General features: G+C 68.1%; 16 protein-coding genes. 5 read left to right on the forward strand and 11 right to left on the reverse strand.

The window, feature by feature from the left end; translation table 11 throughout:
* Positions 1-40: 40 nt before the first annotated feature.
* Positions 41-697 (reverse strand): GntR family transcriptional regulator, encoded by a 657-nt coding sequence (locus tag ACIP5T_RS09050; RefSeq protein WP_400862460.1) that lies wholly within the window; start codon positions 695-697, stop codon positions 41-43.
* A 231-nt stretch (positions 698-928) separates the two neighbouring features.
* On the opposite strand from ACIP5T_RS09050, the gene ACIP5T_RS09055 reads away from it, so the two are divergent.
* Both ACIP5T_RS09055 and ACIP5T_RS09060 read left to right on the forward strand, forming a co-directional pair.
* Positions 929-1687, forward strand: a complete 759-nt coding sequence (locus tag ACIP5T_RS09055) for a GntR family transcriptional regulator (protein WP_400862461.1) — start codon at positions 929-931, stop codon at positions 1685-1687.
* Complete coding sequence (locus ACIP5T_RS09060; RefSeq protein WP_400862462.1) at positions 1687-2361, forward strand: GntR family transcriptional regulator; 675 nt, start codon at positions 1687-1689, stop codon at positions 2359-2361. The genes ACIP5T_RS09055 and ACIP5T_RS09060 overlap by 1 nt, the downstream gene beginning before the upstream one ends.
* A gap of 163 nt (positions 2362-2524) precedes the next feature.
* Here the strand turns inward: ACIP5T_RS09060 and ACIP5T_RS09065 are convergent, their stop codons facing one another.
* Together ACIP5T_RS09065 and ACIP5T_RS09070 are read right to left on the reverse strand one after the other, a co-directional pair.
* Complete coding sequence (locus tag ACIP5T_RS09065) at positions 2525-4072, reverse strand: DUF222 domain-containing protein (RefSeq protein WP_400862464.1); 1548 nt, start codon at positions 4070-4072, stop codon at positions 2525-2527.
* Positions 4073-4333: 261 nt separating this feature from the next.
* On the reverse strand, positions 4334-5380 hold the full coding sequence (locus tag ACIP5T_RS09070; protein WP_400862466.1) for an NAD(P)-dependent alcohol dehydrogenase: 1047 nt from the start codon (positions 5378-5380) through the stop codon (positions 4334-4336).
* 113 nt (positions 5381-5493) lie between these two features.
* Here ACIP5T_RS09070 and ACIP5T_RS09075 point away from each other — a divergent pair, with 113 nt between their 5' ends.
* Positions 5494-6540 (forward strand): hypothetical protein, encoded by a 1047-nt coding sequence (locus ACIP5T_RS09075; RefSeq protein ID WP_400862468.1) that lies wholly within the window; start codon positions 5494-5496, stop codon positions 6538-6540.
* Between the two features lie 93 nt (positions 6541-6633).
* Here ACIP5T_RS09075 and ACIP5T_RS09080 read toward each other — a convergent pair whose 3' ends face one another.
* The 6 genes from ACIP5T_RS09080 to ACIP5T_RS09105 all read right to left on the reverse strand — a co-directional run bounded on the left by ACIP5T_RS09080 (position 6634) and on the right by ACIP5T_RS09105 (position 20054).
* A complete protein-coding gene (locus ACIP5T_RS09080; protein ID WP_400862469.1) occupies positions 6634-8703 on the reverse strand; it encodes an acyl-CoA dehydrogenase in 2070 nt (689 codons plus the stop codon).
* Positions 8704-8853: 150 nt separating this feature from the next.
* Complete coding sequence (locus ACIP5T_RS09085; RefSeq protein WP_400862471.1) at positions 8854-10113, reverse strand: HTTM domain-containing protein; 1260 nt, start codon at positions 10111-10113, stop codon at positions 8854-8856.
* Entirely contained in the window at positions 10110-10925 is an 816-nt protein-coding gene (locus ACIP5T_RS09090; RefSeq protein ID WP_400862473.1) for a DUF5819 family protein, read from the reverse strand. The genes ACIP5T_RS09085 and ACIP5T_RS09090 overlap by 4 nt, the downstream gene beginning before the upstream one ends.
* Before the next feature lie 74 nt (positions 10926-10999).
* The gene (locus tag ACIP5T_RS09095) at positions 11000-16660 is read right to left on the reverse strand and encodes a choice-of-anchor G family protein (protein WP_400862475.1); all 5661 of its coding nucleotides are present in this window, start codon (positions 16658-16660) and stop codon (positions 11000-11002) included.
* A gap of 332 nt (positions 16661-16992) precedes the next feature.
* Positions 16993-18753: a glycoside hydrolase family 3 protein gene (locus tag ACIP5T_RS09100; RefSeq protein WP_400862477.1), complete on the reverse strand. Its 1761-nt coding sequence runs from the start codon at positions 18751-18753 to the stop codon at positions 16993-16995.
* A 2-nt stretch (positions 18754-18755) separates the two neighbouring features.
* Positions 18756-20054, reverse strand: a complete 1299-nt coding sequence (locus ACIP5T_RS09105) for an MFS transporter (RefSeq protein WP_400862479.1) — start codon at positions 20052-20054, stop codon at positions 18756-18758.
* Between the two features lie 134 nt (positions 20055-20188).
* On the opposite strand from ACIP5T_RS09105, the gene ACIP5T_RS09110 reads away from it, so the two are divergent.
* Positions 20189-21466, forward strand: coding sequence for a TetR/AcrR family transcriptional regulator (locus ACIP5T_RS09110; RefSeq protein ID WP_400862480.1), 1278 nt, complete (start codon positions 20189-20191; stop codon positions 21464-21466).
* A gap of 46 nt (positions 21467-21512) precedes the next feature.
* Here ACIP5T_RS09110 and recQ read toward each other — a convergent pair whose 3' ends face one another.
* Positions 21513-23591 carry a DNA helicase RecQ gene (gene recQ / locus ACIP5T_RS09115; protein WP_400862482.1) on the reverse strand — a complete coding sequence of 693 codons (2079 nt, stop codon included), beginning with the start codon at positions 23589-23591 and terminating at the stop codon, positions 21513-21515.
* 91 nt (positions 23592-23682) lie between these two features.
* Here recQ and ACIP5T_RS09120 point away from each other — a divergent pair, with 91 nt between their 5' ends.
* The gene (locus ACIP5T_RS09120) at positions 23683-24000 is read left to right on the forward strand and encodes a GNAT family N-acetyltransferase (RefSeq protein WP_400862484.1); all 318 of its coding nucleotides are present in this window, start codon (positions 23683-23685) and stop codon (positions 23998-24000) included.
* A gap of 30 nt (positions 24001-24030) precedes the next feature.
* On the opposite strand, the gene ACIP5T_RS09125 is transcribed toward ACIP5T_RS09120, so the two are convergent.
* A complete protein-coding gene (locus tag ACIP5T_RS09125; protein WP_400862486.1) occupies positions 24031-24408 on the reverse strand; it encodes a hypothetical protein in 378 nt (125 codons plus the stop codon).
* Between the last annotated feature and the right edge of the window lie 60 nt (positions 24409-24468).

Raw genomic sequence — 24468 nt, forward strand, 5'->3', positions numbered from 1 at the left:
AGTCCGCGTGAGAACGATCGGAACGGCGCCGGCGACAGGTCTAGGCGGCGCGCTGCGCGGTTCCGGATCCGAGCGCAGAGATGAAGGATGTCGAGAACGCCTCGAGCGCGACGCGGGCCGCGCCGGGGTCCTGCCGCCCGATGGCGTCGATGGCCTGCGTGAGGAGATCACGCCGCGAGTCGCGATCGGCCTCGAAGTCGACGCCGTGATGGAGCGCGGTCCGGGGATCGACGAACAGGCGCAGCGGGTCGATGTGGTCCCTGACGATGCGGTCACCGAGTCGGCCGAGTTCTCGGGAGATGAGCTGTTCGGAGAGTTCGAGGTAGCCGCGCAGCTCGCAGGCGCCCTCCGCGATCCGAGGCGCGTTCGAGTGCGCTCTCACCGGCGGACCGGCGCAGGTCTTCTCGACGATCAGACGACCGACGACATGAGCGCGCTCGATCATGTCGATGCGCGACCATTCAGCCACGCGGGTCCCCGCGCTCGGCGACACCTGGACGAATCGCATGTCGACGAGTCTCTGCAACGCCTCGCGCACCGGGGTTCGCGAGACGGCCCAGGCGTGCGCGAGCAGGTCGAGTCGCAACCGCTGACCTGGCGGGATACGGCCACTCACGATCTCCTCGAGAAGTCGCTCGTAGGCGAGGCCGCTGAGAAGCTGCGGTCTCAGTTGTTCCTCGAGGGAGCCCGTCGGCATGTCCACATCACTCTCATCAACTAACATATTGGATGATTAGAGGATGACATAAGTAAGTGGTCAGCACAAATCGATAGATATTTTGATGTGCCGATGCGATGGTTCGCGCTGTTGGCGCGGCGGCCGCGCGTCACTCCCAGCGATGGGCCAGTCGAGGAGCTCTCTCGACGGGTATATATTGCGGGGGATTGATATATCAGGTACCCAGATGGTTCCGACTAGCATTGAGCCATGCCTGTGCCCAAGACGCCGGCGCAGATGCCTCGCAAGCTGCTGCGCGATCAGATCTTCGACACGCTTCTCGACGCCATCGTCGTCGGCGACCTGGCAGCGGGAGAGCCGATCTCCGACAAGCAGCTCGAGGGCTGGCTGGGCGCCTCACGCACCCCGATCAGGGAAGCCGTGAACCGGCTCGCGGGGATGGGGCTGATCGAGGTTCGTCCCCAACGCGGCACCCGCATCGCGCCTCTCGATTCGGTGAGGTTCGCGGAGGAGATGGAGATGCTCGGAGTCGTGTACTCCGCGACGGTCCGCGAGGCTGTTCCGATTCTGACGGACGCGGATCAGGCGCAGATCAGTGAACTGCACGCGAAGGTGAGTCGGACCTCGAACGCGCTCGAACGGGCCCGCATCGTGGACGCCATGATGAGCGTGTTCATCGATCGCTACCGCAACACTGTCGTCCAGCGCATCCGCGAGAAGTCAGTGCCGCACGTCACCCGGATGATCACCGCCCGACCTGGCGCGCTCGACGCGACCGACACATCGAAGGCGCTCGATGCGCTTGCCGCAGCCTCGGCGTCCGGGGATGCGGATGCGGCGGCCGAAGCCGCGCGGGCGTACTTCACTGCGGGGGTTGCGAGCGTGTCGGCTCGCGATGCGGCAGAATCGGCTCCGGCTGGGCCGGCCGCCGGTGCTGCCGCCGGTGATGCCATCGCCGGCGCCGCCGCAGCGCCAGTGGCTGCCGGACGTGAGAGCGAGATCGACTGATGCCGACGAAGAACGCTCCTCGAACACGGCGCCTGTTGCGCGACGAGGTCTACGACACGATCCTCGGGGCGATCCTCGACGGCACACTCGAACCGGGCGAGGTGCTTCACGATGAGGAGCTCATGACCTGGCTCGGGTCGTCGAGAACGCCGATCCGCGAGGCGCTCAACAGGCTCGCCGAGGAGGATGTGGTCGAGCTGGTGCCGCACCGTCACACGCGGGTGGCACCCGTGAACATCGCTGCGATCAACGAGAGCCTGTTCGTGACCGGCGTGATCCACGAGCATCTTGCTCGCACCACCACTGCCGATCTCACCGATGCGGATGTCGCGGACCTCCGTCGCGAGCTGGCTCACGTCGAGGACGCAGTGGATGCGGATGATGCCGCTGCTCTGGGCCTGGCGATCCGCCGATACTTCCTCGTCGTCGTGCGCGCCGCCACGAATTCCGTGCTGCGCGCGAAGGCGGAGACCCTCTCGTTCCAGCTCGTGCGCTTCCTGGCACCGCGCGAGAACCTCGTCACCCCCCAGCAGGCGCTCGAGTTCATCCGGGAGATCACCGAGGCGGCTGACGCGCGCGACGGTGAGCGAGCCGGAGACGTCATCCATGAGCTGCATGCGGCGACGCGCAGCAACTTCCTCGAGTTCTACCGCGAGCCGGATCCGACGGACTGACCGTCAGCTGGTCACGCGGTCGCGCCGTCGCGGCGCACACGGTGCGCATCGTGTCGATGCCAGCGATACATGCGACCGCTGGGTCAAGCGACCGTGTGGTCAAGCGACCGTGTGGTCATGCGACCGTGTGGCCATGCGACAGTGTGGTCATGCGACCGCTGGGTCAAGCGACCGTGTGGTCGGATTCGTATCGGAGCGCGCCGAACGTCCATGTGGTCGGGAGGCTGAGCCTCGGTATGCGCCATTGCCGTGCGGGGTCCCACCATGCCGGACCTCGGACTTCGGGGAGGCCGTTCGCCATGCGGATCTCCCACTGGGAGGTGTCGAGGGATCGGTGATGCCACCAGCACAACGGCACGCCATTGTCCGTATGGGTCGGCCCACCTCTGGCATGTTCGGTGACGTGGTGGATCTCGCACCAGGACGCGGGAACATGGCACCCGGGGATCAGGCACTCCTTGTCGCGGGCGATGATCGCCCTCCGTTGATGAACCGTGAACACCCGGTCGGTGGTCGTGATCCCGATGATGCGACCCTCATCGAACAGGACCCGTTGGATCACCCCGGTGCACGCGGCCTGCGCTGCGACGGAGACCGGGACGTGCGCGCCGGATCCGGGAATCGTCGCCCACCCACCATTACCCGCACCGCCTGCACCGCCTGCACCGAAGGCGGCCCCGTGTGCAAGGTCTTTCGCGTCAACGTTCACGACGAGCACCGGTGAGGCGCCCCCGAGGGTGGGCATGTCTTTGTGGCGGGCCGCGATCGCCAGGGCCGCGGCGAGAGCATCGTGGCGCTTCTGCGCCGCGGTGCGGTCATCGATCACACACCGCGGATCTGAATTGAACGGGTCGGCATCGTCCGCGGCAGCATCGGCCTCCGCATCCGCATCCGCCTCCGCATCCGCATCGGCGCCCTCGCTCGGGGAGAAGTGCACTCCGGGCATGGGCGGGCCGTCGCCCTTGGGGTTGAGGATCGCGTCCAGGATGAGCTGCAACTGGGCAGCAGCATCCGGTGTCAGATACCCGCGGATCGCGTGCACGCCGTCCGTGAGACGACCGATCGTGATGCCCCGGCGACGACGGGAGTCCTCATCCTTCGGTTCCTCCCCATCGGGGTCGAACATCGACGCGAGGTCCTCCGCGAGCGCTTTCAAGTCCTGCGCAGTCGGCGCCGGACCCGGCTCATCAGCATCCGGGCCGTCATCGTCAGCGTCGGCCACGAGGCCGTGCCCGCGCGCACACCCCGCCAACGCGGCATCCGCCGCCAACCGCTGATCGACCGTGAGGCGATCCCACACCTTCTCGATCGGTCCCGTCGCTGCCAGAAACCCGGCGACCCCGATCACCCCGTCGAGCAGCGCCAGCCGCATCTCAGACCATCGGGCCGGCATCCTCTCCCCCGCCAGACTCACCGGCCGCCGCACCAGATCGACGATCTTGTCGACCCTGGCCGCTCCCCGCACATCGACGCCCATCGTCCGTTGCAGCAGCTCGTTCATCCCCCGACACCCTGCGGAGTGAGGAAAGTCGCCCATGTCCCCGGTCGCGACGGTCTCGACGACCAGGGCTTCAGCCCGCCGGAACACCGCCCCTGCGCCCTGCAGCACCATGATCCGGTCTGCATCGGTCAGCCCCGCGAGCGCGTCATCGGACAGCACCGCGTCAAGGTCGGCGATGACCCTATCCAGGAGCTCCGCAGTGCTGTTCATACCCCCGAGTCAACCCGGGACCACCGACATTCGAACCCCGAAACCACCCATATTTACCCCAGGTCAACCCCATATTCCAATCTCCCGATACAGCGCGACGCCAGCGCGGGCGCGACGAGCGAGAAGTAGAAACGAGAGGAGGAGGACGACAGGAGAAAGGGAACGAAGAGGGAGACGGAAGGGCCCCCGAAAAGGGAACCCCCGAATATGAACGCCCCCGAGGTGCCCGCCGGGGAAGCCGCCCCGGGGGCCTCGAGAAAGTCAGTCCGCGATGGTCGCGGCGTCGATCACGAAGCGGTAGCGCACATCGGAGGCGAGCACACGCTCGTAGGCCTCGTTGATCTGCGCGGCCGAGATGATCTCGATCTCGGAGGCGATCCCGTGCTCTGCGCAGAAGTCGAGCATCTCCTGCGTCTCGCGAATGCCGCCGATGTTCGATCCGGCGAGCGACCGACGTCCGCCGATCAACGACGACACGTTGACCGCGAGCGGTTCTGCGGGCGCTCCGACGCAGACCATCGACCCACCCACATCGAGCAGACCGAGGTACGCACGAAGGTCGACCACGGCGCTGACCGTGTTGAGGATGACGTCGAAGGATCCGCGCAGCGAGCGGAAGGTCTCGGGATCGCTCGTCGCGTAATAGTGGTCTGCGCCGAGGCGAAGCCCGTCATCCTTTTTGCTGAGGGTCTGCGACAGCACCGTCACTTCAGCGCCGAGCGCGTGGGCGATCTGCACGCCCATGTGGCCCAGTCCGCCGAGTCCGACGACCGCCACCCGCGTGCCGGGGCCGACGTTCCAGTGCCGCAACGGCGAGTAGGTGGTGATGCCCGCGCACAGAAGCGGGGCTGCGACGTCGAGTCCGAGGGCGTCGGGGATGCGCACGGCGAAGGACTCGGTCACGACGACCTGCTCGGAGTATCCGCCCTGAGTGATGGTGCCGTCGCGATCCGGGCTGCCGTAGGTGAAGACCGCGCCGTTGGAGCAGAACTGCTCATCGCCGCGCAGGCAGTTGCGGCACTCTCCGCATGAGTTCACGAGACACCCGACCCCGACGCGGTCGCCCACCGAGTGCTTCGTGACGTCGGCACCGACGGCGGCGACGGTACCGGCGATCTCGTGCCCCGGCGCGAGCGGGTAGCTCTGCGGACCCCAGTCACCGCGGACGGTGTGGATGTCGGAATGGCAGATTCCGGCGAATGCGATATCGATCAGGATGTCGTTCGCTCCGAGTTCGCGGCGCTCGATCACGGTCTTCTCGAGCGGCGCGGCTTCGCTGGGTGCGGCGTAGGCATGGACACGGGTCATCGAAGACTCCTCGGGTCGGTTCGGAGTGGGCAGATCGACACTACCCGCGACGCCCTGTGCGCTACCCCTGTGTGATCGATACGTTGGGGCTACGACTCCGGAGGGGAAGTCCCATGCACCGCTCGACCTTGACCGCCCGACTGATCACCAGCGTGATCGCTCTCGTGCTCACGCCCACCGCCCTGACTCTGCTGTCTGTCGGCGGACAGACCATGATCCTCACATTCTTCGCGTACGCCAGCGACGGCGACCTCGCGTCGCTGACCGGACCTCTGCTGATGCAGATCCTCGGTCTCACGCTGCTCATCCTCGTCGTGCTCACCGGTGTGTGGAGTTCAGCCGGCCTGATCGTCATCGGCATCTTCAGCATCGTGCCGCTGATCGTCGCCGTCTTTCCCGTGACCCTGTCATGGCTCTACGGCATCGCACCCAGGGAGTGGGTCGACGGCTTCGTGTACGGCCTGCCGCTCGTCGTTCTGGCCGCGCTCGGGGCGATGGGTCTGGTGCTCACCCTCGTCCGCCGCGATCCTCGACCGAAGAGTGCCGCGCTCGGCGTGGTCGGCCTGATCGTCGCCCCGCTGCTGCTCGCTGCGGGCGCCTGGTCGATCACCTGGGGAATCGCCGAGGGAACGCTGTTCGCCCTGCAGCGGTTCCAGTTCGACGTGCGTCCCGGGCCCGGCTTCGCAGTCGTCGTCGGGGCTCTGCTCGTGATCGCCGGGATCACCGTGACCCGCTGGTCGCGGTTCGCCCTTGTCGTTCCCGCCCTCGTGCTCCTCGTCGGCAGCATCCTGCTCGTGGTGGCCCGCGATGCCGTGATGCCTGCGCTCTTCGAGCTACCGCGAGGGATGAACACCGTCGCGCCGAGCCTCCTTCTGCACGGCGGAGGAGCCGCGGCCGGACTCATCTATCTGGCCTTCACAGCGGTGCTGCTGCGCATCGGCGCTCACGCGCGAGCGGCCGGAGCGACCGGAGCGGCCGGAGCGACCGGAGCGGCCGGAGCGGCCGGAGCGACGACACCCGACACCTCGGTGCACGCGCAATATCCACAGGCGCAGTACCCACCAGTGCAGCACCCACCAGCGCCGATGCAGCATCCGTACCCGCCGGTCCCCGGTCAGCAGCCGCCCGCCGCGCCGTACCCGCCCCAGCCCGGCCCGTAACTCACGGAGCCGCCGCACGACGTCGGCTCAGACAGAAGCGAACCGGCCGGAATCCCAGGATTCCGGCCGGTTCTGTGTTCTGCGGGCTCAGCCTCAGCGCTTGGCGTTCTTCTTCAGCGTCTTCTCCAGCACAGGCGCATCGCCGGATGCCGCGAGCGCCGCGTAGTACTCGCGGGCCTCGTCCTGGCGCTCTCGCTCAGCACCGGACGCGATCGGCGCGCGCACGTGCTCGGGCTCGTATCCGAAGGCGTCGACCAGATCGAGGGCATACGGGCGCAGCCGTGCGCACAGACGATCGATGTACCGCGAGACCGCAGCGGCGCGCTGCGTGGAGAGGCGCCCGTTGATGAGATGCCACGCGAGGTGCTTCTCGATGAGCTGCAGGCCGAAGAGGTCGCGCAGCCACGTGAGCACCTTCTTGGTGTCGGCGTCATCGACTCGGTGGACGGCATCCGTGAACGCCTCCCACTGCAGCAGCTCGCCGTGTGCGCGAGCCGCCTCGATCAGTTCGGCCTGGTTCTCGTTGAACAGCTTCGCGCCGAGGACCTTGTCCTTGCCCGCCGGGCGCAGGCGCCCGGCGACATCGGCGACCATCTGCTGCACGCGCTCAGCGAGCAGCAGATGCTGCTGCTCTTCGCGCAGGCCGTTCTCGACCGAACGCGAGACCTGGCCGAGGTCGACGACCGACTGCCCGAACTGACGCAGACCGGCACCGTGGAACAGCTTCCCCGCGGTCATCCCGACGGCGAACTTGGCCAGTGCCGCAGCATCCTTGCCGGTGAACTGCTTGGCGTAGTCGGTCAGCAGCCGCTTGCCGACGAGCTGGAGCAGCACGTTGTTGTCGCCCTCGAACGTGACATAGATGTCGAGGTCCGCGCGGAGGCCCACGAGACGGTTCTCGAACATGAAGCCGGCACCGCCGCACGCCTCCCGCGCCTCCTGCAGCGTGTCGAGCGCATGCCAGGTCGACAGCGGCTTGAGCGCTGCGGCCAGAGTCTCGAGATCTTCACGATCATCGGGGGTGTCGGTACGACCGGAGAACACCCCGTCGAACTTCTGCAGGAACTCGTCGTGCGCGAAGATCTGCGCATACGTCGTCGCGAGCCGCGGGAAGAGGCGACGCTGGTGCTTGCCGTAGTCGAGGAGCACGACCTCCTGGCCGTCAGCACCGTCGAACTGACGACGCTGGGTGGCGTAGGTGATCGCGATCTTGAGCCCCAGAGCGGAGGCCCACGACGCTGCGCCATCGAGCGAGACGCGACCCTGCACCAGGGTGCCGAGCATCGTGAAGAAGCGGCGACCCGGGCTGTCGATCGCGCTCGAGTACGTGCCGTCTGCGGCGACGTCGCCGTACTTGTTGAGCAGGTTCGTGCGGGGAACGCGCACCTGATCGAAGCTCAGGCGACCGTTGTCGATGCCGTTCAATCCCCCCTTGAGCCCGTCATCCTCTCGTCCGATGCCGGGCAGGTCGACTCCGTCTTCACCGCGCAGCGGCACGTAGAAGCAGTGCACTCCGTGGTTGACGCCGTTCGTGATCAGCTGCGCGAACACGGTCGCCGCCACCCCGTGCAACGCGGCGTTGCCGAGGTACTCCTTCGTCGCGCCGCGGAACGGCGTGTGGATGACGAACTCCTCGGTCTCGGGGTCGTACGTCGCGGTCGTGCCGACAGCGGCGACGTCGGATCCGTGCCCGATCTCGGTCATCGCGAAGGCACCCGGGATCGTGAGATCCATGACTCCGGGGAGCCACTTCTCGTGATGCTCGGTCGTGCCGAGCTGCAGGATCGCCGATCCGAACAGCCCCCATTGCACGCCCGACTTGATCTGCAGGCTCGGATCGGCGACGACGAGCTCCTCGAAACCGGCGATGTTCCCGCCGTTGTCATCCGAGCCGCCGAGGGACGTGGGGAACGCGCGGTGCACGGCCTTGTTGTCGACGAGCAGGTGCAGCTGGCTGAGCACGCGCTCACGGTGCTCGTCCTTGCCCAGTTCATCCTGGCGCCAGAACGCGGAGTCCTTGATCATCTCGCGCGCCTCGCGGCGGGTGTCCGCCCACGTGCCCATCAGCAGGTCGGTGACCCTGGCGACGTCGAATCGAAGGTTCGCGTCTGCGTTGTCGGTGTGTGTGCGAGTCGTCTTCGGACGGACGGCGGCGTCGACCATGAGCGTTCCTCTCAGAGGGAAGTAGGGATACTCACATGGTAGGTCTGCCACAACCAGGAGCGAACTGCTGTGTGCGCATCCTCCAACCACCGGCGGGCACATCTCCCCGACCGATTGTCGTCAGACCACAGTCCGCGCGAGTCCGCGCGCTCAGACCTCCACACCTGCAGGCCGCGGTGGGGCCGTCTGCGCCTGCTCCCAGCGCCGTCTCGTCCCGGAGCTCAGACGCGCCCAGGTGCGGTCGCGGATGAAGATCGAGTCGATCGCGATCATCGTGAGCGAGAACCACGGCAGTCCCATCAGCACGCCGATGCCGATGTGGAACGAGAGGATGCCGATGAGACCGATGAGCCGAGTCGGACGGGTGAGCAGCATCAGCGGGAACGCCACCTGCAGGATGATCGATCCCCAGGTCGCCGCGACGACCATCGGCCCCCAGGTCGTGACGAGATCGCTCAGCACCGGCCACGTGCCGAACCGAGAGGTCTGCAGCGGGTTGTAGACCGCGTACCCCTCCTCCCAGGGCGCACCGCCGGCCTTGTACAGGGCACCGGAAGCGTAGACGAAGCACACCTGAGCGGTGAGCGCCACGAGGGCCAGGTTGTGGAAGACCGTGCCCAGAAGAGCCGGCTGGCTTCCCGGCGCGAACCACTCTCCGTTCTTCGCACGACGCTTGGCGTCGAGCGACCAGCGAGCGGCCGGATCGGCGAAGAACAACAGGAGCAGCGCGATGCGGAACATGTTGTCGCCCTGGTCGCCCACCATGTCGTTGGCTTCGATGAACCCGACCCAGAGGCAGAAGAACACGGGAAGGACGATCCTGAAGCGCCAGCCCAGCACGAACAGCACGGCCAGCACGCCGAGCAGCAGATAGAGAGCGGTGTAGAGGACGTCGTTGCCCATCGCCGCATGGAACGCACTGAAGATCCAGATCTTCGGGAACTCGCTGACGGGTTCGGCGAGCTCACCGTTCCACGCCGACCCCGAGCCGAACGTGTAGAGACGAGTGCTGAAGTTCGACGCGAGCAGGCCGATCGCCGTGATCCCGAAAAGGATGCGCGTGACCGCCAGGCCGTAGAGGGCCTTCTTGCCGTTGAAGAGCCAGTCCCCCACGAATGCCGAGATCCGATCGATCGCCGAGAGGATCATCGACCACAGGCCGCCGATCATCGACGAGGCGAAGCTGAGGAGCTGCGTCACGAAGGATCGTGGCGGAGCGGGGACCGGAGCGGGCGCCGGTGCCGGTGCCCGCTCCGGCGTCGTGGGAGCGGATGCCGGAGCCGGCGCCGTCACGGTGCTCTTCGGTGCGGCGTTCTTCGGCGCACCGCTCTTCGACACAGCGCTCTGCGGTGCCGCATCCTTCTTCTTCTTCGCGTCTCCCTTGGGCGCGGTCCTGATCGGCGCGCTCACGGCTGGATCCTCTCGAACTGTGCACGGAAGGTGTCGGCGAAGTTCTCGCGACTCTGCCCTTCCTCTTCTATAGGCAGTCGCCACCCGGTGGTCGAGAACGTAGGATCGGGGCGCTGCGCGCTCGGATCGTTGCGGTCGGCGTAGGGGACGACGTTCTGCCGGCTCACGCGGTATTGCACCCTGATGACCGCATCAGCACCCCAGATCGCATAGGCCACCTGAGTGGCGTAGGCGGTGGAGAGGTGCTCCTCGGCCATGTACGCCTCGGTCGACGGGTTGTCACCCTCGAGCTCATCGAACGAGCGCACCATCCACTCTTCCCAGTCGTCCTCGGCGAAGTCGAGTCCGACGACGGCCTTCTGATCGTCGTTCAGCTTGTTGAACGCGTTCATCTGACCGCTCGCGACCTCGCTCGACTGGATGCCGGCGCGAGGGGGGAACAGGTTGTAGCGGATCATCGAGAGCTCGACATCGGTGGCGCTCACCCAGCCGGTCTCGATCTCCTGGCCGTCCTTCTCTATGACGGCGCGCACGTTGAAGTGGTAGTCGCCGTTGATCGGCTCGGGAGCGAAGACGCTCCACGACTGGCCGAACATGGGCAGCATGTATCCGGCCAGGACCTCCTGCGTGGGAATCTCGCGCAGTGCCGAATACGGTGCGATCCAGAGGAACGAGGCGCCCACATGCCACAGGGTCAGCAGACAGGCGGCGAACGCGATGAGCTTCACCCACCAGGTCGGGCGCGGTCGCGGGGCGGCAGTGGCGATCGCCGCATCCTGCGTTTCCGGTGAGGTCTCAGTCATCGTGCTCATCCACATCCTTCTCACCGCTGAAGGTCGGGGCCGCCGCAGCGACGGCCCCGACCTCTCAGCGTTCCTGCACTGCGTTACTCCGTCTGGACGAACGGCCGTCTGGAACGCGCGATCCTCGTCATTCCGAGCCCGAGCATCAGCAGCAGAGCCGCCAGCGCGATCCACCCGCCCTGGATCTCGCCACCGGTGGTGGCGAGGCCCGATGCCACGACCTGGAACGAGGCCGAGACACTGCCGGAGGTCGCTCCGGTCAGGGTCACCGCGTGGGTTCCGAGGTCTGTGCCGGACGGGATGGTCCAGGTGAAGGTGACCGTGCCCTGCGCGTCGGCGACCTTGGTCCCCAGTGCGATCGGCTCGGAGGTCATCACTCCGGTGACGGACTCGCCGGGCGTGAACCCGGTGCCGACCGCCGTCTGCTTCTCGCCGCGCTCCAGAACGGGGACCTTGATCGTGATGGCGATCTTGCCCGTCGGGTCAGCGGCCGCATCAGCATCCGCAGACGCCGAGGCCTCGGCCGTCGGATCCGCCGCCGCCGACGCGTCAGCCGTGGCCGAGACATCAGCCGCAGCCGACGCGGAGGCCGTGGCCGACGACGAGGCGTTGGCAGCCGCTGCCGCCGACGCGTTCGGGTCGGCATCGGCCGAAGCCGAGGCGTCAGCCGCACTCGTCGAGGTCGCGTCGTTCTGCGCCGTGGCCTGAGCCGCAGCAGCAGCCGCCGCCGTGGCGTTCGCATCCGTGGTGGCCGTGGTCGAGGCATCCGTGGATGCATCGTCCGTGGCCGCCGCCGAAGCCGCCGCATCAGCCGTCACGTCAGCCGCCGCCGAAGCGGAGCTCGTCGCATCGGCCAGCGCCGCAGCGACAGCCGCAGCCTGTGCCGCAGCGTTGCTGTCGTCATCGGCCTGAGCCGACGCCGCCGCAGATGCCGAGGCGTTGGTGTCGGCCTCAGCCGTCGGATCCGCCGCTGCCGACGCGTCAGCCGCAGCCGAGACATCAGCCGCAGCCGTCGCCGAGGCGGTGGCGGACGACGTGGCGTTGGCCGCCGCGGCCGCCGACGCGTTCGGGTCGGCATCGGCCGAGGCCGAGGCGTCAGCCGCACTCGTCGAGGTCGCATCGTTCTGCGCAGCCGCCTGAGCAGCCGCCGCCGCAGACGCGTTCGCATCCGTGGTGGCCGTGGTCGAGGCATCCGTGGATGCATCGTCCGTCGCTGCCGCCGAAGCCGCCGCATCTGCCGTCACGTCAGCCGCCGCCGAAGCGGAGCTGGTCGCATCGGCCAGCGCCGCAGCGACAGCCGCAGCCTGCGCCGACACGTTGCTGTCGTCATCGGCCTGAGCCGACGCCGCCGCAGATGCCGAGGCGTTGGTGTCGGCCTCAGCCGTCGGATCCGCCGCCGCCGACGCGTCAGCCGTGGCGACCGCGTCAGAGGAGGCGTCGGTCGATGCACTCGCGACAGCCGCCGCACTCGCGTTCGAGGCGGCGCTCGTCGAGGCATCGGACGTCGCCGAGGCCTCAGCCGCGGTGTCGGTCGTCGCGTCGGCCAGTGCCGCGGCCTGAGCCGCGATCGCCGCTCCGGCGTTCGCCTCCGACGTCGCGTCGGCCGTTGCCGCCGTCGAGGATGTCGCCGTCGCTGCCGATTCCGCCGCAGCCTCGGCAGCAGGGTCAGCCGCAGCCGAGCCCTCTGCCGTGGCATCCGCGAAGGCCGCAGCCTGTGCGGATGCTTCAGCGATCGCATCGGTCGAGGCGTCGGCGTTCGCCGAAGCGGATGCCGAAGCCGCCGCGTTCGTGTTCGCTGAAGCCTCGGAAGAGGCGTCGGTCGACGAGTCCGTCGTCGCCGCCGACTCGGAGGAGGCCGCGGAGTTGGACTCCGCCGCCGTAGATGCGTCGGCGTTCACGTCGTCCGATGCGTCGGCCTGAGCCGCAGCCTGCGCGGCGACCGCCGCAGAGGCGTTGGCCGTGGAGGTGACATCGGTCGTCGCGGTCGATGACGCGTCGGGCGTCGCCGCAGCGTCTGCCGCCGAGGTGGCGTCAGATGTCGCAGCAGCCGAGGCCTGCGACGTCGCATCTGCGAGAGCGGCGGCTTCCGCCGCAGCCTGCGCCGACGGGTCGCCGTCTGCCGTGGCGTCGGCCGACGCGGATGCCGATGCGGCCGCGTTGGTGTTGACGTCACCCGGGTCGCCAGCGGTCACCTCGGTGGTGTCCGTGTCGCTGAACGCCCCCGATGTCGCGGTGAGCAGGTATCCCGCACCGGGTTCGGTGCCGGCCGGAACCGGGTAGTTCTCCGTGAATGCACCGAACTCGTCGGTGGTCGCGGTCACCGGGCCTCCGACGCCCGCTCCGCCACCGGGCGCCGTGAGCTGCAGTGACACCGTGGAGTTCACGGGCCAGCCCGAGCCGGTGACGGCGAGGTTGGTGCCTGCCGGAACCGATGCTGCCGCATCGACGACGACAGGAGCCGCCGTCACCTCGGTCGCATCGGTCGCCGTCTGCGTTCCGACGCTCGCGGTCACCGTGTAGCCCGTGCCCGCGGGGGTTCCCGCCGGCACCGGATAATCGATCGCGAAGCCGCCGAGAGCGCCGGTCGTCACCGTCTGAGTCGTGCCGATGAGCGCGCCGCCGGGGCCAGTCAGCTGCACCGTGACCTCGGTGTTCGCCGGCCAGTTCGCACCGGTGACTGCCAGGTCGGTGCCCGCTTCGACGGTTGCCGCCGCGTCGACGGTCGCCGCCGCGGTCACCTCCGTCGTGTCGGTCGCCGTCTGCGTGCCGACGGTCGCCGTGACCGTGTAGCCCGTGCCCGGAGCCGCCGACGCGGGAACCGGGTAGTCCAGCGTGAACTCTCCGTCTCCGTCGGTCGTGACCGTCGCGGGAGCGCCGACCGTCGTCCCGCCACCCGGTGCCGTCAGCACCACCGAGACCTCGGTGTTCGCCGGCCAGCCGGTGCCGGTGACGGGAAGGCCCGTGCCGGCCTGCACCGTCGCCGCGGCATCGACAGCTGCAGCAGCGGTCACCGCGGTCGTGTCGGTCGCCGTCTGCGTGCCGAGGCTCGCGGTGACGGTGTAGCCCGTGCCCGGTGCAGCCGACGCAGGAACCGGGTAGTTCAGCGTGAACCCACCCGCCCCATCGGTCGTGGCCGTCTCAGGACCACCGACGTCATCGCCGTCGGGGTCGGTGAGCTGCACCGAGATCGCGGTGTTCGCCGGCCAGCCGGTGCCGGTGACCGGAAGGCTCGTGCCGGCCTGCACCGTCGCCGCGGCATCGACCGTCGCAGCGGCCGTCACCTCGGTCGTGTCGATCGCCGTGTCGGCTCCGTCAGTCGCGGTGACCGTGTACGCGGTGCCGGGTGCCGCCGAGGCGGGCACCGGGTACGCGAGCGTGAACTCGCCGTCGCCATTCGTCGTGGCCGTCGCGGGACCACCGACATCCGCGCCACCGCCAGGAGCTGTCAGCTGCACCGAGATCTCGGTGTTCGCCGGCCAGTTCGCTCCGGAGACGGCGAGGTCGGTGCCGGCCTGAACGACCGGAGCTGCGTCGATCGACGCGACCGGAGCGTTCGTGACCTCGGTCGTGTCCGTCGCCGTCTGAGTTCCGGCCGTCGCGGTGATGGTGTAGCCGGTTCCGGCAGGGGTACCCGCCGGCACCGGGTAGTCGAAGGTGAACGCCCCCGACGGGTCGGTGGTGACGAGCTCGGGGCCGCCGACGTTCGCTCCGCCACCAGGTGCGGTCAGCTGCAGCGAGATCTGGGTGCTGCCCGGCCAGTTCGTTCCGGAGATGCCGAGGTTCGTGCCGTCCTGCACCGCAGGTGCAGCGTCGATCGCGGCAGCAGCCGTGATCTCGGTGGTGTCCGTCGCGGTGCTGGTGCCGTCGGTGGCTGTCACGATGTATCCGGTTCCCGGCGTGGTCGACGCGGGGATGAAGACGCCACCCGTGAAGTTGCCCGAGGCATCGGTCGTCAGGGTCACGGGGTCGTTGACCGGCGCGCCGCCTGCGCTCGTGACCTGCACCGAGACATCGGTGTTCGCCGGCCAGCCTGAGCCGGTCACAGGAAGGCTGGTGCCCGCCTGAACCGTGTCGTCCGCGTCGATCACTGCGACTGCCGCGACCGCCGCCTTCACCGTCGACGAGGCGAGGTCGAGTTCGACCCCTCCGCCTACCCCTGGGAGCAGATCGATCGCGAGAGCGCGGACGGTGAAGCTGTCACCGGGGATGTCCCCCGGCTCGGACTGCTCGTTGATCGTGACGGTCGCCACCCCGGACAGCACACCCTGCAGAACAGGGTCGAGGGTCGTGAGAAGCGGCCCGGTCAACGCGGCCAGTGCGGGCTGGAGCAGCGGGATGACGCTGTTCAGCGCGGTGTCGACGAGGGGACCTGCCGTGCCGGTGACCGCACCGGTGACGGCGTCGATCACCGGGTCGAGCAGGAAGCCGATGTCGAGGCCGGCCAGTGTGATGTCGGTGTCCACGACCGGGGCCGGCGTCGCCGTGCCCGCGAACTGCGCGAGCGAACCGACGACCGTGACGTCTCCCGACACCAGCTCGATCCCGGTCAGGGGGTTCGAGAGCTCCACGCCGACGGTGAGCGTCGCGACGAGCGAATCCAGAGTGGATTCGACGATGGTCGCGACCTTGCCGTTGAGGCTGTTGGGGTGCGTTCCCGTGAGAGCGGAGGTGATCCCCTGCTGGATGGCAGCGATCATCGGCCCGGACAGCACAGGAGTGTTGGCCGGCAACGAGTTCAGGTCTGCGCCGGCACCGGTCTCCACGAGGATTCTGGCGAGGTCGACGGAGATCGTCCCGTCACTCAGATCGACGAGCACAGAACCTGTCGTGTTCTCGAGCGGCTCTGTCAGCAGCTCGGTGACCACCGTCTCGCCGACGGTGTCGAGTCCGGCGATCGAGACCGTCCCACCGGTCGCCTCGAAGGCGGCGATCAGGGGGACGTTGGGGATGGCGTTGATCGTGTTGACGACGGTCGTGACGATGCCCGTGAGCGCACCGCCGGGGCCCGCGAGATCGCTCACCGGAGTGAGCGTGCCTTGGATGGCCGTTCCGAGCGTCGTCGAGAGGCCCGCGACCAGGTTGCTGTGCAGGTCCAGGGTGAGTCCCGCGATCCGGTATTCGGAGGTCGCCGTTCCCGTGTTCGACTCGGCGCGCGACGCGAGAGCGCCGATGCCGATGGACGCCTCGTCGAGCACCGCGTCGGTCAGACCGGCGACCGAGAGCTGGTCGAAGAGGTCGGTCAGTTCGAGGGATGCCGGGTCGACGCTTCCGTCGATCGCGCCGGCGTCGATCGCACCACCGGAGGTGATCGCGCCGGACGATGCGATCGACTGGGTCTGACTCGGCGACGAGCTGAAGCTCTGGGCGCCTCCCAGATCGCCGAGCTGCAGCAGACCGGGCGTCGTGCCGTCGGTCAGCAGCGGCACGTTGAGCGTGCCGACGTCGATGCTGAGCGCCTCGAGCAGATCGAGATCGAGACCGCCGAGCTCTGGGCCGACTGCAGCCGGGTTGCTGGTCAGCGTGTGACCGAGCGCCGCGACGTCGAGTCCGCCCAGCAGATCAGCGGGCAACTGGACGATCTGTCCCTGCGCGACCGACGGATCGTTCGGATTCGCGTCGTCGAGCGCATTCGCCGCTGTGGGTACCAACGCACCCGCGAGGACCACCGCGCCGACGGTCACGCCGGCGATGCCTCCCCCGATCGCTCTGCGTCGCCGCAGAGTCTTCCCCCTCAGAATTTCCATTCGCCTCTCCCGTGATGCAGATGTTCCGCGTCACAAGGCCCTCCCCAGGCGTCGACAGGTGCCGACCGAGCGCATGTCCAGACAGTATTGCGGGATTTCGAATGTTAAGTCCAGCGAGTGTCCAGTTATCTTTCGGGAAGTGTCACCATCTGAGACATTCCTTCTCCGATCCTCGTGTCCTGCCCACAGGTCGATGCCGAACAGTGATCTCGGGAGGACGAATCGGCGGGCATGACGACGACTTCATCGCAGACGCGATGGACTCCCCGGAACGACGAAGACCGCCCCGCAGTTCGATGCCTGCGGGGCGGTCTCAGAGGGTCGAGCCTGGGCTACAGCGTGAGCCCGTGACCGAAGCGGAAGAGTGGATCCTCGGTGTCGAACGGCACGTCGGGGCGGGACGCCACGACCGCTTCCATCGACCTCGGAAGATCGAACGGCAGTCGGCCCCGGGCGCTGACGACACCGCTGAGCACGTCGAGCAGGGCAGCGCCGGAGACGCCCCAGTTGACCGTGACGGCCGCGGCCGCATCCGTGATCGGCTGGAGGATCGGCGGACGGTCTGCGAGCACGTCGACCACCGTCGGCACTGCTCGGGAGACCGCGCGGACATGGTCGACGACCTCGTCAGGGAAGGCGAGCGACCCTGCATGGAAGAAGTTCTCGAACATCGTGTCCCGCTGCTCGAACGGAGCCTGCAGGCGGATGACCGCGAGGTCGGCCTCGTCGGGGGTGTCGACGACCTGACCGTACGAGGCAGCGACCTCGACATCGATCCCCTCGATGTAGAGCTTGAGCCCGACGGAGAAGGGAAGCGCGCCGGAGTTGGTCAGGACGGTGACGGAGGCGCGCTGGGCCGCCTCGCCCGCCGCGCGGAACTCCGCCCTGCCGACGATCGCGTCAGCAGCGGCTTCGTCGACGAACGGGTTCTCGAAGAGCCCGAGCTCGAACTTCTCCCGCAGGATTCGTCGCGCCGAGACGTCGAGGCGCTCCTGGGAGATCGAGCCGTCGGCCACGAGCTCGACCAGCAGCTCGGGGCAGTCCTCGCCACCGAACTGATCGGCGCCGGCATCGAGCACCTTGACCATCCGCTCTCGGGGTGTCAGGTCTTCGACACCCCACGCACGGGCGGGGAACGGCTGTCCGAAGATCTCGGCGTCGTTGATCAGACCCCAGTCGGTGCAGACGAGACCGTCGAAGCCGTAGCGCTCACGGAGCAGCCCGGTGATGACCGACTTGTTGAATCCGAACCCGACCTCTTCGTACTCGGTTCCGACAGGCATGCCGTAGTAGGGCATCATCTGCCGGGTGCCCGCGGCGAGAGCATCCTCGAAGGGCTTCAGGTGCAGCTCGAACTGCCCGCCCGGGTAGACCTGCTCGCGGCCGTACGGGAAGTGCGGGTCCTCGCCGTCCTTCTGCGGACCGCCGCCGGGGAAGTGCTTGGTCATGGTCGAGACCGACCCCGGTCCGAACGACTCGCCTTGGAATCCTCGGATGTATGCCGCTCCGAGAATGCCCGACAGCTCCGCGTCCTCTCCGAAGGTCGCCGTCTGCCGCGCCCACCGTGGTTCGGTGGCGAGATCGACCTGTGGATGCAAGGCGACACGAAGCCCCACGGCCGTATATTCCTGACGAGCTATATCAGCGAAGCGCTCGACGAGCTCGGGGTCGCGAGTGGCCGCGAGGCCCAGCGTTTCGGGCCATTGCGAGAACGGGCCGGCGAGGATCGACGCCCCAGGGTTCTCGCTGAACGAGTGCCGCGGATCGGTCGAGAGGGTGACGGGTATGCCGAGGCGGGTGTCTGCCGCGAGACGCTGCAGTTCGTTCTGCCACGCTGCGATCTCGCCGCCGGTGGGTGCGGCCCCCAGCAGGTTGAAGTGCGTCATCTGCTTCACGTCGACGAACTCTCGAGCGCTCGGGGTGCCGAAGGTCGGATTCGCCTCATCGAGATCGCCGATCGCGATCATCGTATGGAAGAACAGGCCCGCCTTCTCTTCGACGCTCATCTCGTCGAGGAGCAGCTGCACGCGCTCGTCGACCGGAAGGGTCGCGTCGAGCCAGGGGCGAGCGGTGGTCACGTCGGTATCGGTCATGGTCACTTGACTCCCTTGATGCGGTAGACGAGAACGGCTCCGGCGAGGGCGACGAGCGCTCCGAACAGATACCAGGTGGTGTACCCGCCGAGTGGCGTGGCAGCGCCCAGGGCGATGATGCTCGGAGCGATCGCGGGGGCGATCGACTGCGGAAGCGCATTCGCGATGTTCAGCACGCCGAGGTCCTTGGCGACGTCGTCGGGGTTCGGCAGCACCTCGGTGGCGAGCGCCAGGTCGACCGAGAGGAAGGATCCTGCGCCGAGGCCGATGATGGCCTGGGCGACGATGACGACAGGGATCGAGGGCGCCAGGGCCAGGATCACGAGGCCGATGACCATGATCACTCCGGCGATCGCGACGAACGGTCGGCGCTTGCCGATCTTGTCGGACAGGAACCCTCCCAGCGGAGCGGAGATGGCCATGGCAGCCATCGAGGCGAGGTTAGCGATGAGGATCGTGCCGACCGCCCCCTGCTCGTCGAGCTCGAACTTGTTGACGAGGTAGAGCGGAAGGAAGGTGGCGATGCCCGCATAGCCGAACATCACGAAGAACTTGGTGAGCCAGGTCCATCCGAAGTCGGGGTGCTTGCGGGGGTTGAACACGAACGAGCCGAAGAACGTGCCGACGGTGAAGCGCGTGGCGGGCTTCTCGGTGAGGCGACGGTCCTTGAGGGTGAGCACGAAGACGACCACGAGGATCAGCGCGATCGCACCCGGGACGAAGAACCGCTCGAAGTCACCGGGCAGGAAGTTCACGATGAAGCTCCCGGCGAGGATGCCGATGGGCGTCGTGATGCCGATGATGCCCGACACCTTGCCACGGCTCGAGACGGGGACCTGATCGGGCAGCGTCGCGTTGGCGGCGGCGAGCACGGCATTCATCGACGCCTGCACGAGGCACCAGGCCAGCATGACCACGAGCACCGAGGTCGCCATCCCGATGATCGCGAACCCGCCGAGGCCGACGATCGCACCGCCCAGGATCCAGGGCCGACGCATGCCCCATTTCGAGGTCGTGCGGTCGGAGAGGCGTCCGACGAGAGGGTTCGCGACGAGTGCGAAGGCCGCGCCGACACCCATCACCAGACCGAGGCTCGCCTCGGTGTTCGTGGGGTCGAGGCGCTGGATCTTGAACGCCATCGACACCATCACCGGGGTCAGGAGCGCCAGGTAGACGCCGAAGTTCACGGCGGCGAGCCCGGGCGTGTAGCCACGAGGGGTCTTCAGCGGAGTGGTGCCTGGCACTTTGAAGCCGGTGGTACCGACGGCGGCCGCGGTGGCGGCCGATGACAGCTCTGTCACGGGGGGTCCTTTCGGGCAAGGTTCGCCGGTCATCTGCGATCGGGCGTGAGCACGACAATACCGGAATCTCGACCGTTTGGTAAGTGAATGTCTACCGATTGGTAATGAGAGAGAATGAGGGGGAAGGGGGAACGATGACGACGGTGGCGACGACAGGTTCACGCCAGACCCGTGCCGCGGCGACGCGACAGCGGATCGTCGACGCAGCGCGCGAGCTCTTCGTCTCGAACGGATACCGGTCGACGTCGCTGCGCGACATCGCCGCCGCGGCATCCGTCAGCCACCCCGGCCTGCTCGGGCACTTCGCCTCGAAGGACGACCTGCTCGCCGAGGTGGTGGCCGGGTTCGAAGACGACAACGAGAAGGCATTCGACCTCATCACGGCCGCCTCGGATTCGGGCGACCTGATCTTCGCCGACGTCGCGCGGCGCAATGCCCGCACCCCCGGCTACCTCGAGCTCTTCGCCGCACTCACCGGCGAGGCGTCCGCCCCCGGTCACCCCGCACACGACCGGATGCGCGAGCGCTATGCGCGCCTTCGGGAGCTGAGCTCCGAAGTGCTGGCCGATGCGGCGCTGCACGGCACGATCGACTCGGAACGATGCGTGGCCGGCGAGACCACGAGGCACATGGCGGGGTGGGACGGCCTCCAGCTCATCTCGCAGTACCTTCCCGATCGGGTCGACGTGGTGCAGATGCTCGAAGAGCGCGAGTCGCTCTGGGCGCTGCCGCATCGGTGGCGGGATGCGGCCCAAGCGTCTCCGTCGCCCACACCCGCCGGTCCACTGCCTCCGGTGTTCGGCGCCGCCGCGACAGACAACGGCATCGAAGGATACGAGGTCGGGCGCCGCCGCCGTGCCCAGATCCTCGCCGACGCGACCCGCCTGTTCGCACGGGACGGATACGGCGACACGAGCCTGCGGGACATCGCTCAGGCGGTCGGCGTCTCGAAGTCCACGCTGCTTCACCACTACCCGTCGAAGGAGCTGCTGCTCAGCGCGGTGCTCGCCGAGCGAGACAGCGCCATCCGGATGCGCAGCGATGCGGTGCCCGTCGACCGAGCTGCCGAGGCACTGCGCAGCATCCCCCATGGCGCGCGAGTGAGTGCCCTCGACGAACCGGGGCTGATCGAGGTCTACGCCGTGCTGTCCTGCGAGGCGGTGCCCGCCGCGCATCCGGCGCACGACTACTTCACCACCCGGTTCTCCCAGGCGATCGACTACTTCACGGAGCTGTTCCAGCTCGCCAGGATCGACGGGGACCTGCCCGAGCACCGCGATCCCGAGCACGAGGCGATCTGGCTCGTCGCCCTCTGGGACGGCCTGCAGTACCAGTGGCTGTATGACCGTGAGGCGGTCGACATCGCGGCGCACCTGACGGCGCACCTCGACGACGTGCTCCCCCCGACCTGAGCGCTCAGATGCGCGGCGCGGTGAGAGCCGGGTCGAGCGCTGCCGGTCAGGCCGCGGCGATCACCGCGAGCACGCCCTCGCCGTATGCGTCGCGTTTCTTCGCGCCAATGCCGGTGATGCCGTCGAGGTCGGCCAGCGACGCCGGCCGGTGCTCGGCGAGCGCGCGCAGCGTGGCATCGCCGAAAACGATGTAAGCGGGAACCCCTTGCTCCCGAGCGGTCTCAGCCCGCCACGCGCGCAGCGCCTCGAACAGCGGACGATCGCCGGCATCGAGAGCATCCGCCGCACTCGCCTTGCGGGCCCGCGGTGAGGACGCCGGTCGTCCGATCGTGTCTTTGCGCAGCGGCACGGGGGTCTCGCCCTTCAGCACCCCGACCGACTGCTCGCCCGGGGCGAGCGTGCCGTAGTCGCCTTGCGCCACGATGATGCCTCGCGCGAGAAGCTGACGGACGACGCTGCGCCAGTCCTGATCCGAGAGGTCGGCTCCGATGCCGTAGGTTGCGAGCTTCTCGTGGCCCTGCTGGCGGATGCGCTCGGTCGAGGCCCCGCGCAGGATGTCGATCAGATGCCCGGCGCCGAAAGACTGGTTGCGCTCGCGCTTGAGTCGCACGATCGTCGAGAGCAGCTTCTGCGCGGGGATCAGCCCGTCGAAGGTCTCGGTCTCGTCGAGGCACGTGTCGCAGTTGCCGCAGGGCTGCGACTCCTGGCCGAAGTAGCCGAGCAGATTCTGGCGGCGGCATTCGACGGTCTCGCACAGTGCGAGCATCGCGTCGAGGTGCTGCCCGAGGCGCATCTTGAACGTGCGGTCGCCGGGGCTCTGATCGATCATGCGGCGCTGTTGCACGACGTCGCCCAGCCCGTAGGCCATCCAGGCGATCGAGGGTTCGCCGTCTCGACCCGCGCGCCCGGTCTCCTGGTAGTACCCCTCGACGGACTTCGGCAGATCGATGTGGGCGACGAATCGCACGTCTGGCTTGTCGATGCCCATGCCGAACGCGATGGTCGCGACCATCACGACACCGTCCTCGCGGAGGAACCGGGACTGGTTCTTCGCTCGCACCTCGGCGGGAAGACCCGCGTGGTACGGCAGGGCGTCGAACCCCTGCGCCGCGAGATAGGTCGCCGTCTGCTCGACCGACTTGCGGCTGAGCGCGTAGACGATGCCCACCGAGCCCTCGGGCTGCGCCCGGATGAACGAGACGAGCTGCTTGCGCGGATCGACCTTGGGCACGATCCGGTATTGGATGTTGGGCCGGTCGAAGCTCGCGACGTAGTGCTTCGCCGTGTCGAGTCGCAGTCGCTCGGTGAGCTCTTTGTGCGTCGCGCGGGTGGCGGTGGCCGTCAGGGCCATTCGAGGAACGCCGGGGAACCGCTCGCCCAGGTCGCCGAGTGCGAGATAGTCGGGGCGGAAGTCGTGGCCCCATTGCGACACGCAGTGCGCCTCGTCGATCGCGATGACGCTGAGGGTGCCGCGCTGCAACAGCGCTGTGGTCTGCGGTGAGGAGAGCCGCTCGGGGGCGACGTAGATCAGGTCGAGCTCGCCGGCGACGTAGGCCCGTTCGACCTCGCGCCGCTCGTCGATCGCCTGCGTGGAGTTGAGATACGCGGCGTTGACGCCGTTGGCCCGAAGTGCGTCGACCTGATCGTGCATCAGGGCGATGAGCGGGCTGATGACCAGACCCGTGCCCTCCCGCACGAGAGCAGGCACCTGATAGGTCACGCTCTTTCCGCCGCCGGTCGGCATGAGCACGACTGCGTCGCCGCCGCCGATCACCTGGTCGACGATCGCGGCCTGGTCGCCACGGAATTCGTCGTATCCGAACACCGTGTGCAGCGCCTCTGCCGCAGAGGCATATCGACTGGGTGCGGCGTGCCGCACCGCCGGCCCGGACATCGCCGGCCCGGACACCGTGGGGGATGCCGACTGGCGGGACGCCGACCGGCCTGCCTTCGTCGTCACGGGCGTCACAGGGCCGGGCCCCCAGTCCAGCGGAGGCTCGAACCCCTCGCCCTGCGGCACCCAGTCCATGGGCTCCGGCGGCTCGGAGGGCTCCCACCCTGCGCCATCCCAGGGCTCGTCTGCATAGGGCAGATCCTCGTACGGGTCACGGGGAGTCTGCGGCATCCCTCCAGCGTAACGACCCCCGCCGACCTCGGCCCGCCCCTCCACAACTCAGCGGGCGTAGGTTTGACGCAGACGCCCGAAGGAGATTCCGATGACCGACATCACCGTCACCCGCGACGAGGCAGCATCCCGCTATGAGATCCGCTCGGATGACACGCTCGCCGGCTTCGCGGAGTTCGAACTGCGACCGGGCGCGATCCGCTTCATCCACACCGAGATCGACCCCGCGTTCCAAGGTCAGGGTCTTGCAGGAATCCTTGCCGAGAAGGCTCTGACGGATGCCGCGGCATCGGGCGATGCGATCGTGCCGCTCTGCCCCTACATCGCGAAGTACCTCACGACGCACGAGATCGCAGGAGCCGAGATCCGCTGGCCGAAGCGACCGGGCACTGCTCCCGCCGAGGCCTGACCGGACTCGACCCGACGGGTTCGGGCGCGATCACTGCAGGCAGGTGCCCGTGTAGTACTCGAACAGGGCCTCGCCCGACGCCTTCGCGTCGTCGTCGTACGCCTCGATGACCGCGGTGGGATCGTCGTCGATCGATTCCGCGCCCACCGTGAGGTAGTCGGTCCAGGCCGCCAGGTCATCGGCGAGCTCCGGGGTCGGCTCGAGCTCCTCGACGAGGTCGAGCCGCGTCTGCACGTCCGCCTCGGTGTTCATCCCCGGGATCAGTGCGACGAAAGCGACCGCCGCCGTCTGGTGCTCGTCGTGGAGCGGGCCGCAGAACCCGGCGTCGCCGCCCGAGGCGCACCCCGACAGCATCACCGCCGAGGCGCCGAGGGCGAGCAGGATAATGGGAGAGCGTCGAGACATCATGGGGCGAGCCTAGGAGTCCACTCAGGCGCCTGTGCGCAGACGCACCTGAGCGAAGGAGAA

The organism is Microbacterium sp. NPDC088619 (genome assembly GCF_044752825.1).
GTDB lineage: Bacteria > Actinomycetota > Actinomycetes > Actinomycetales > Microbacteriaceae > Microbacterium.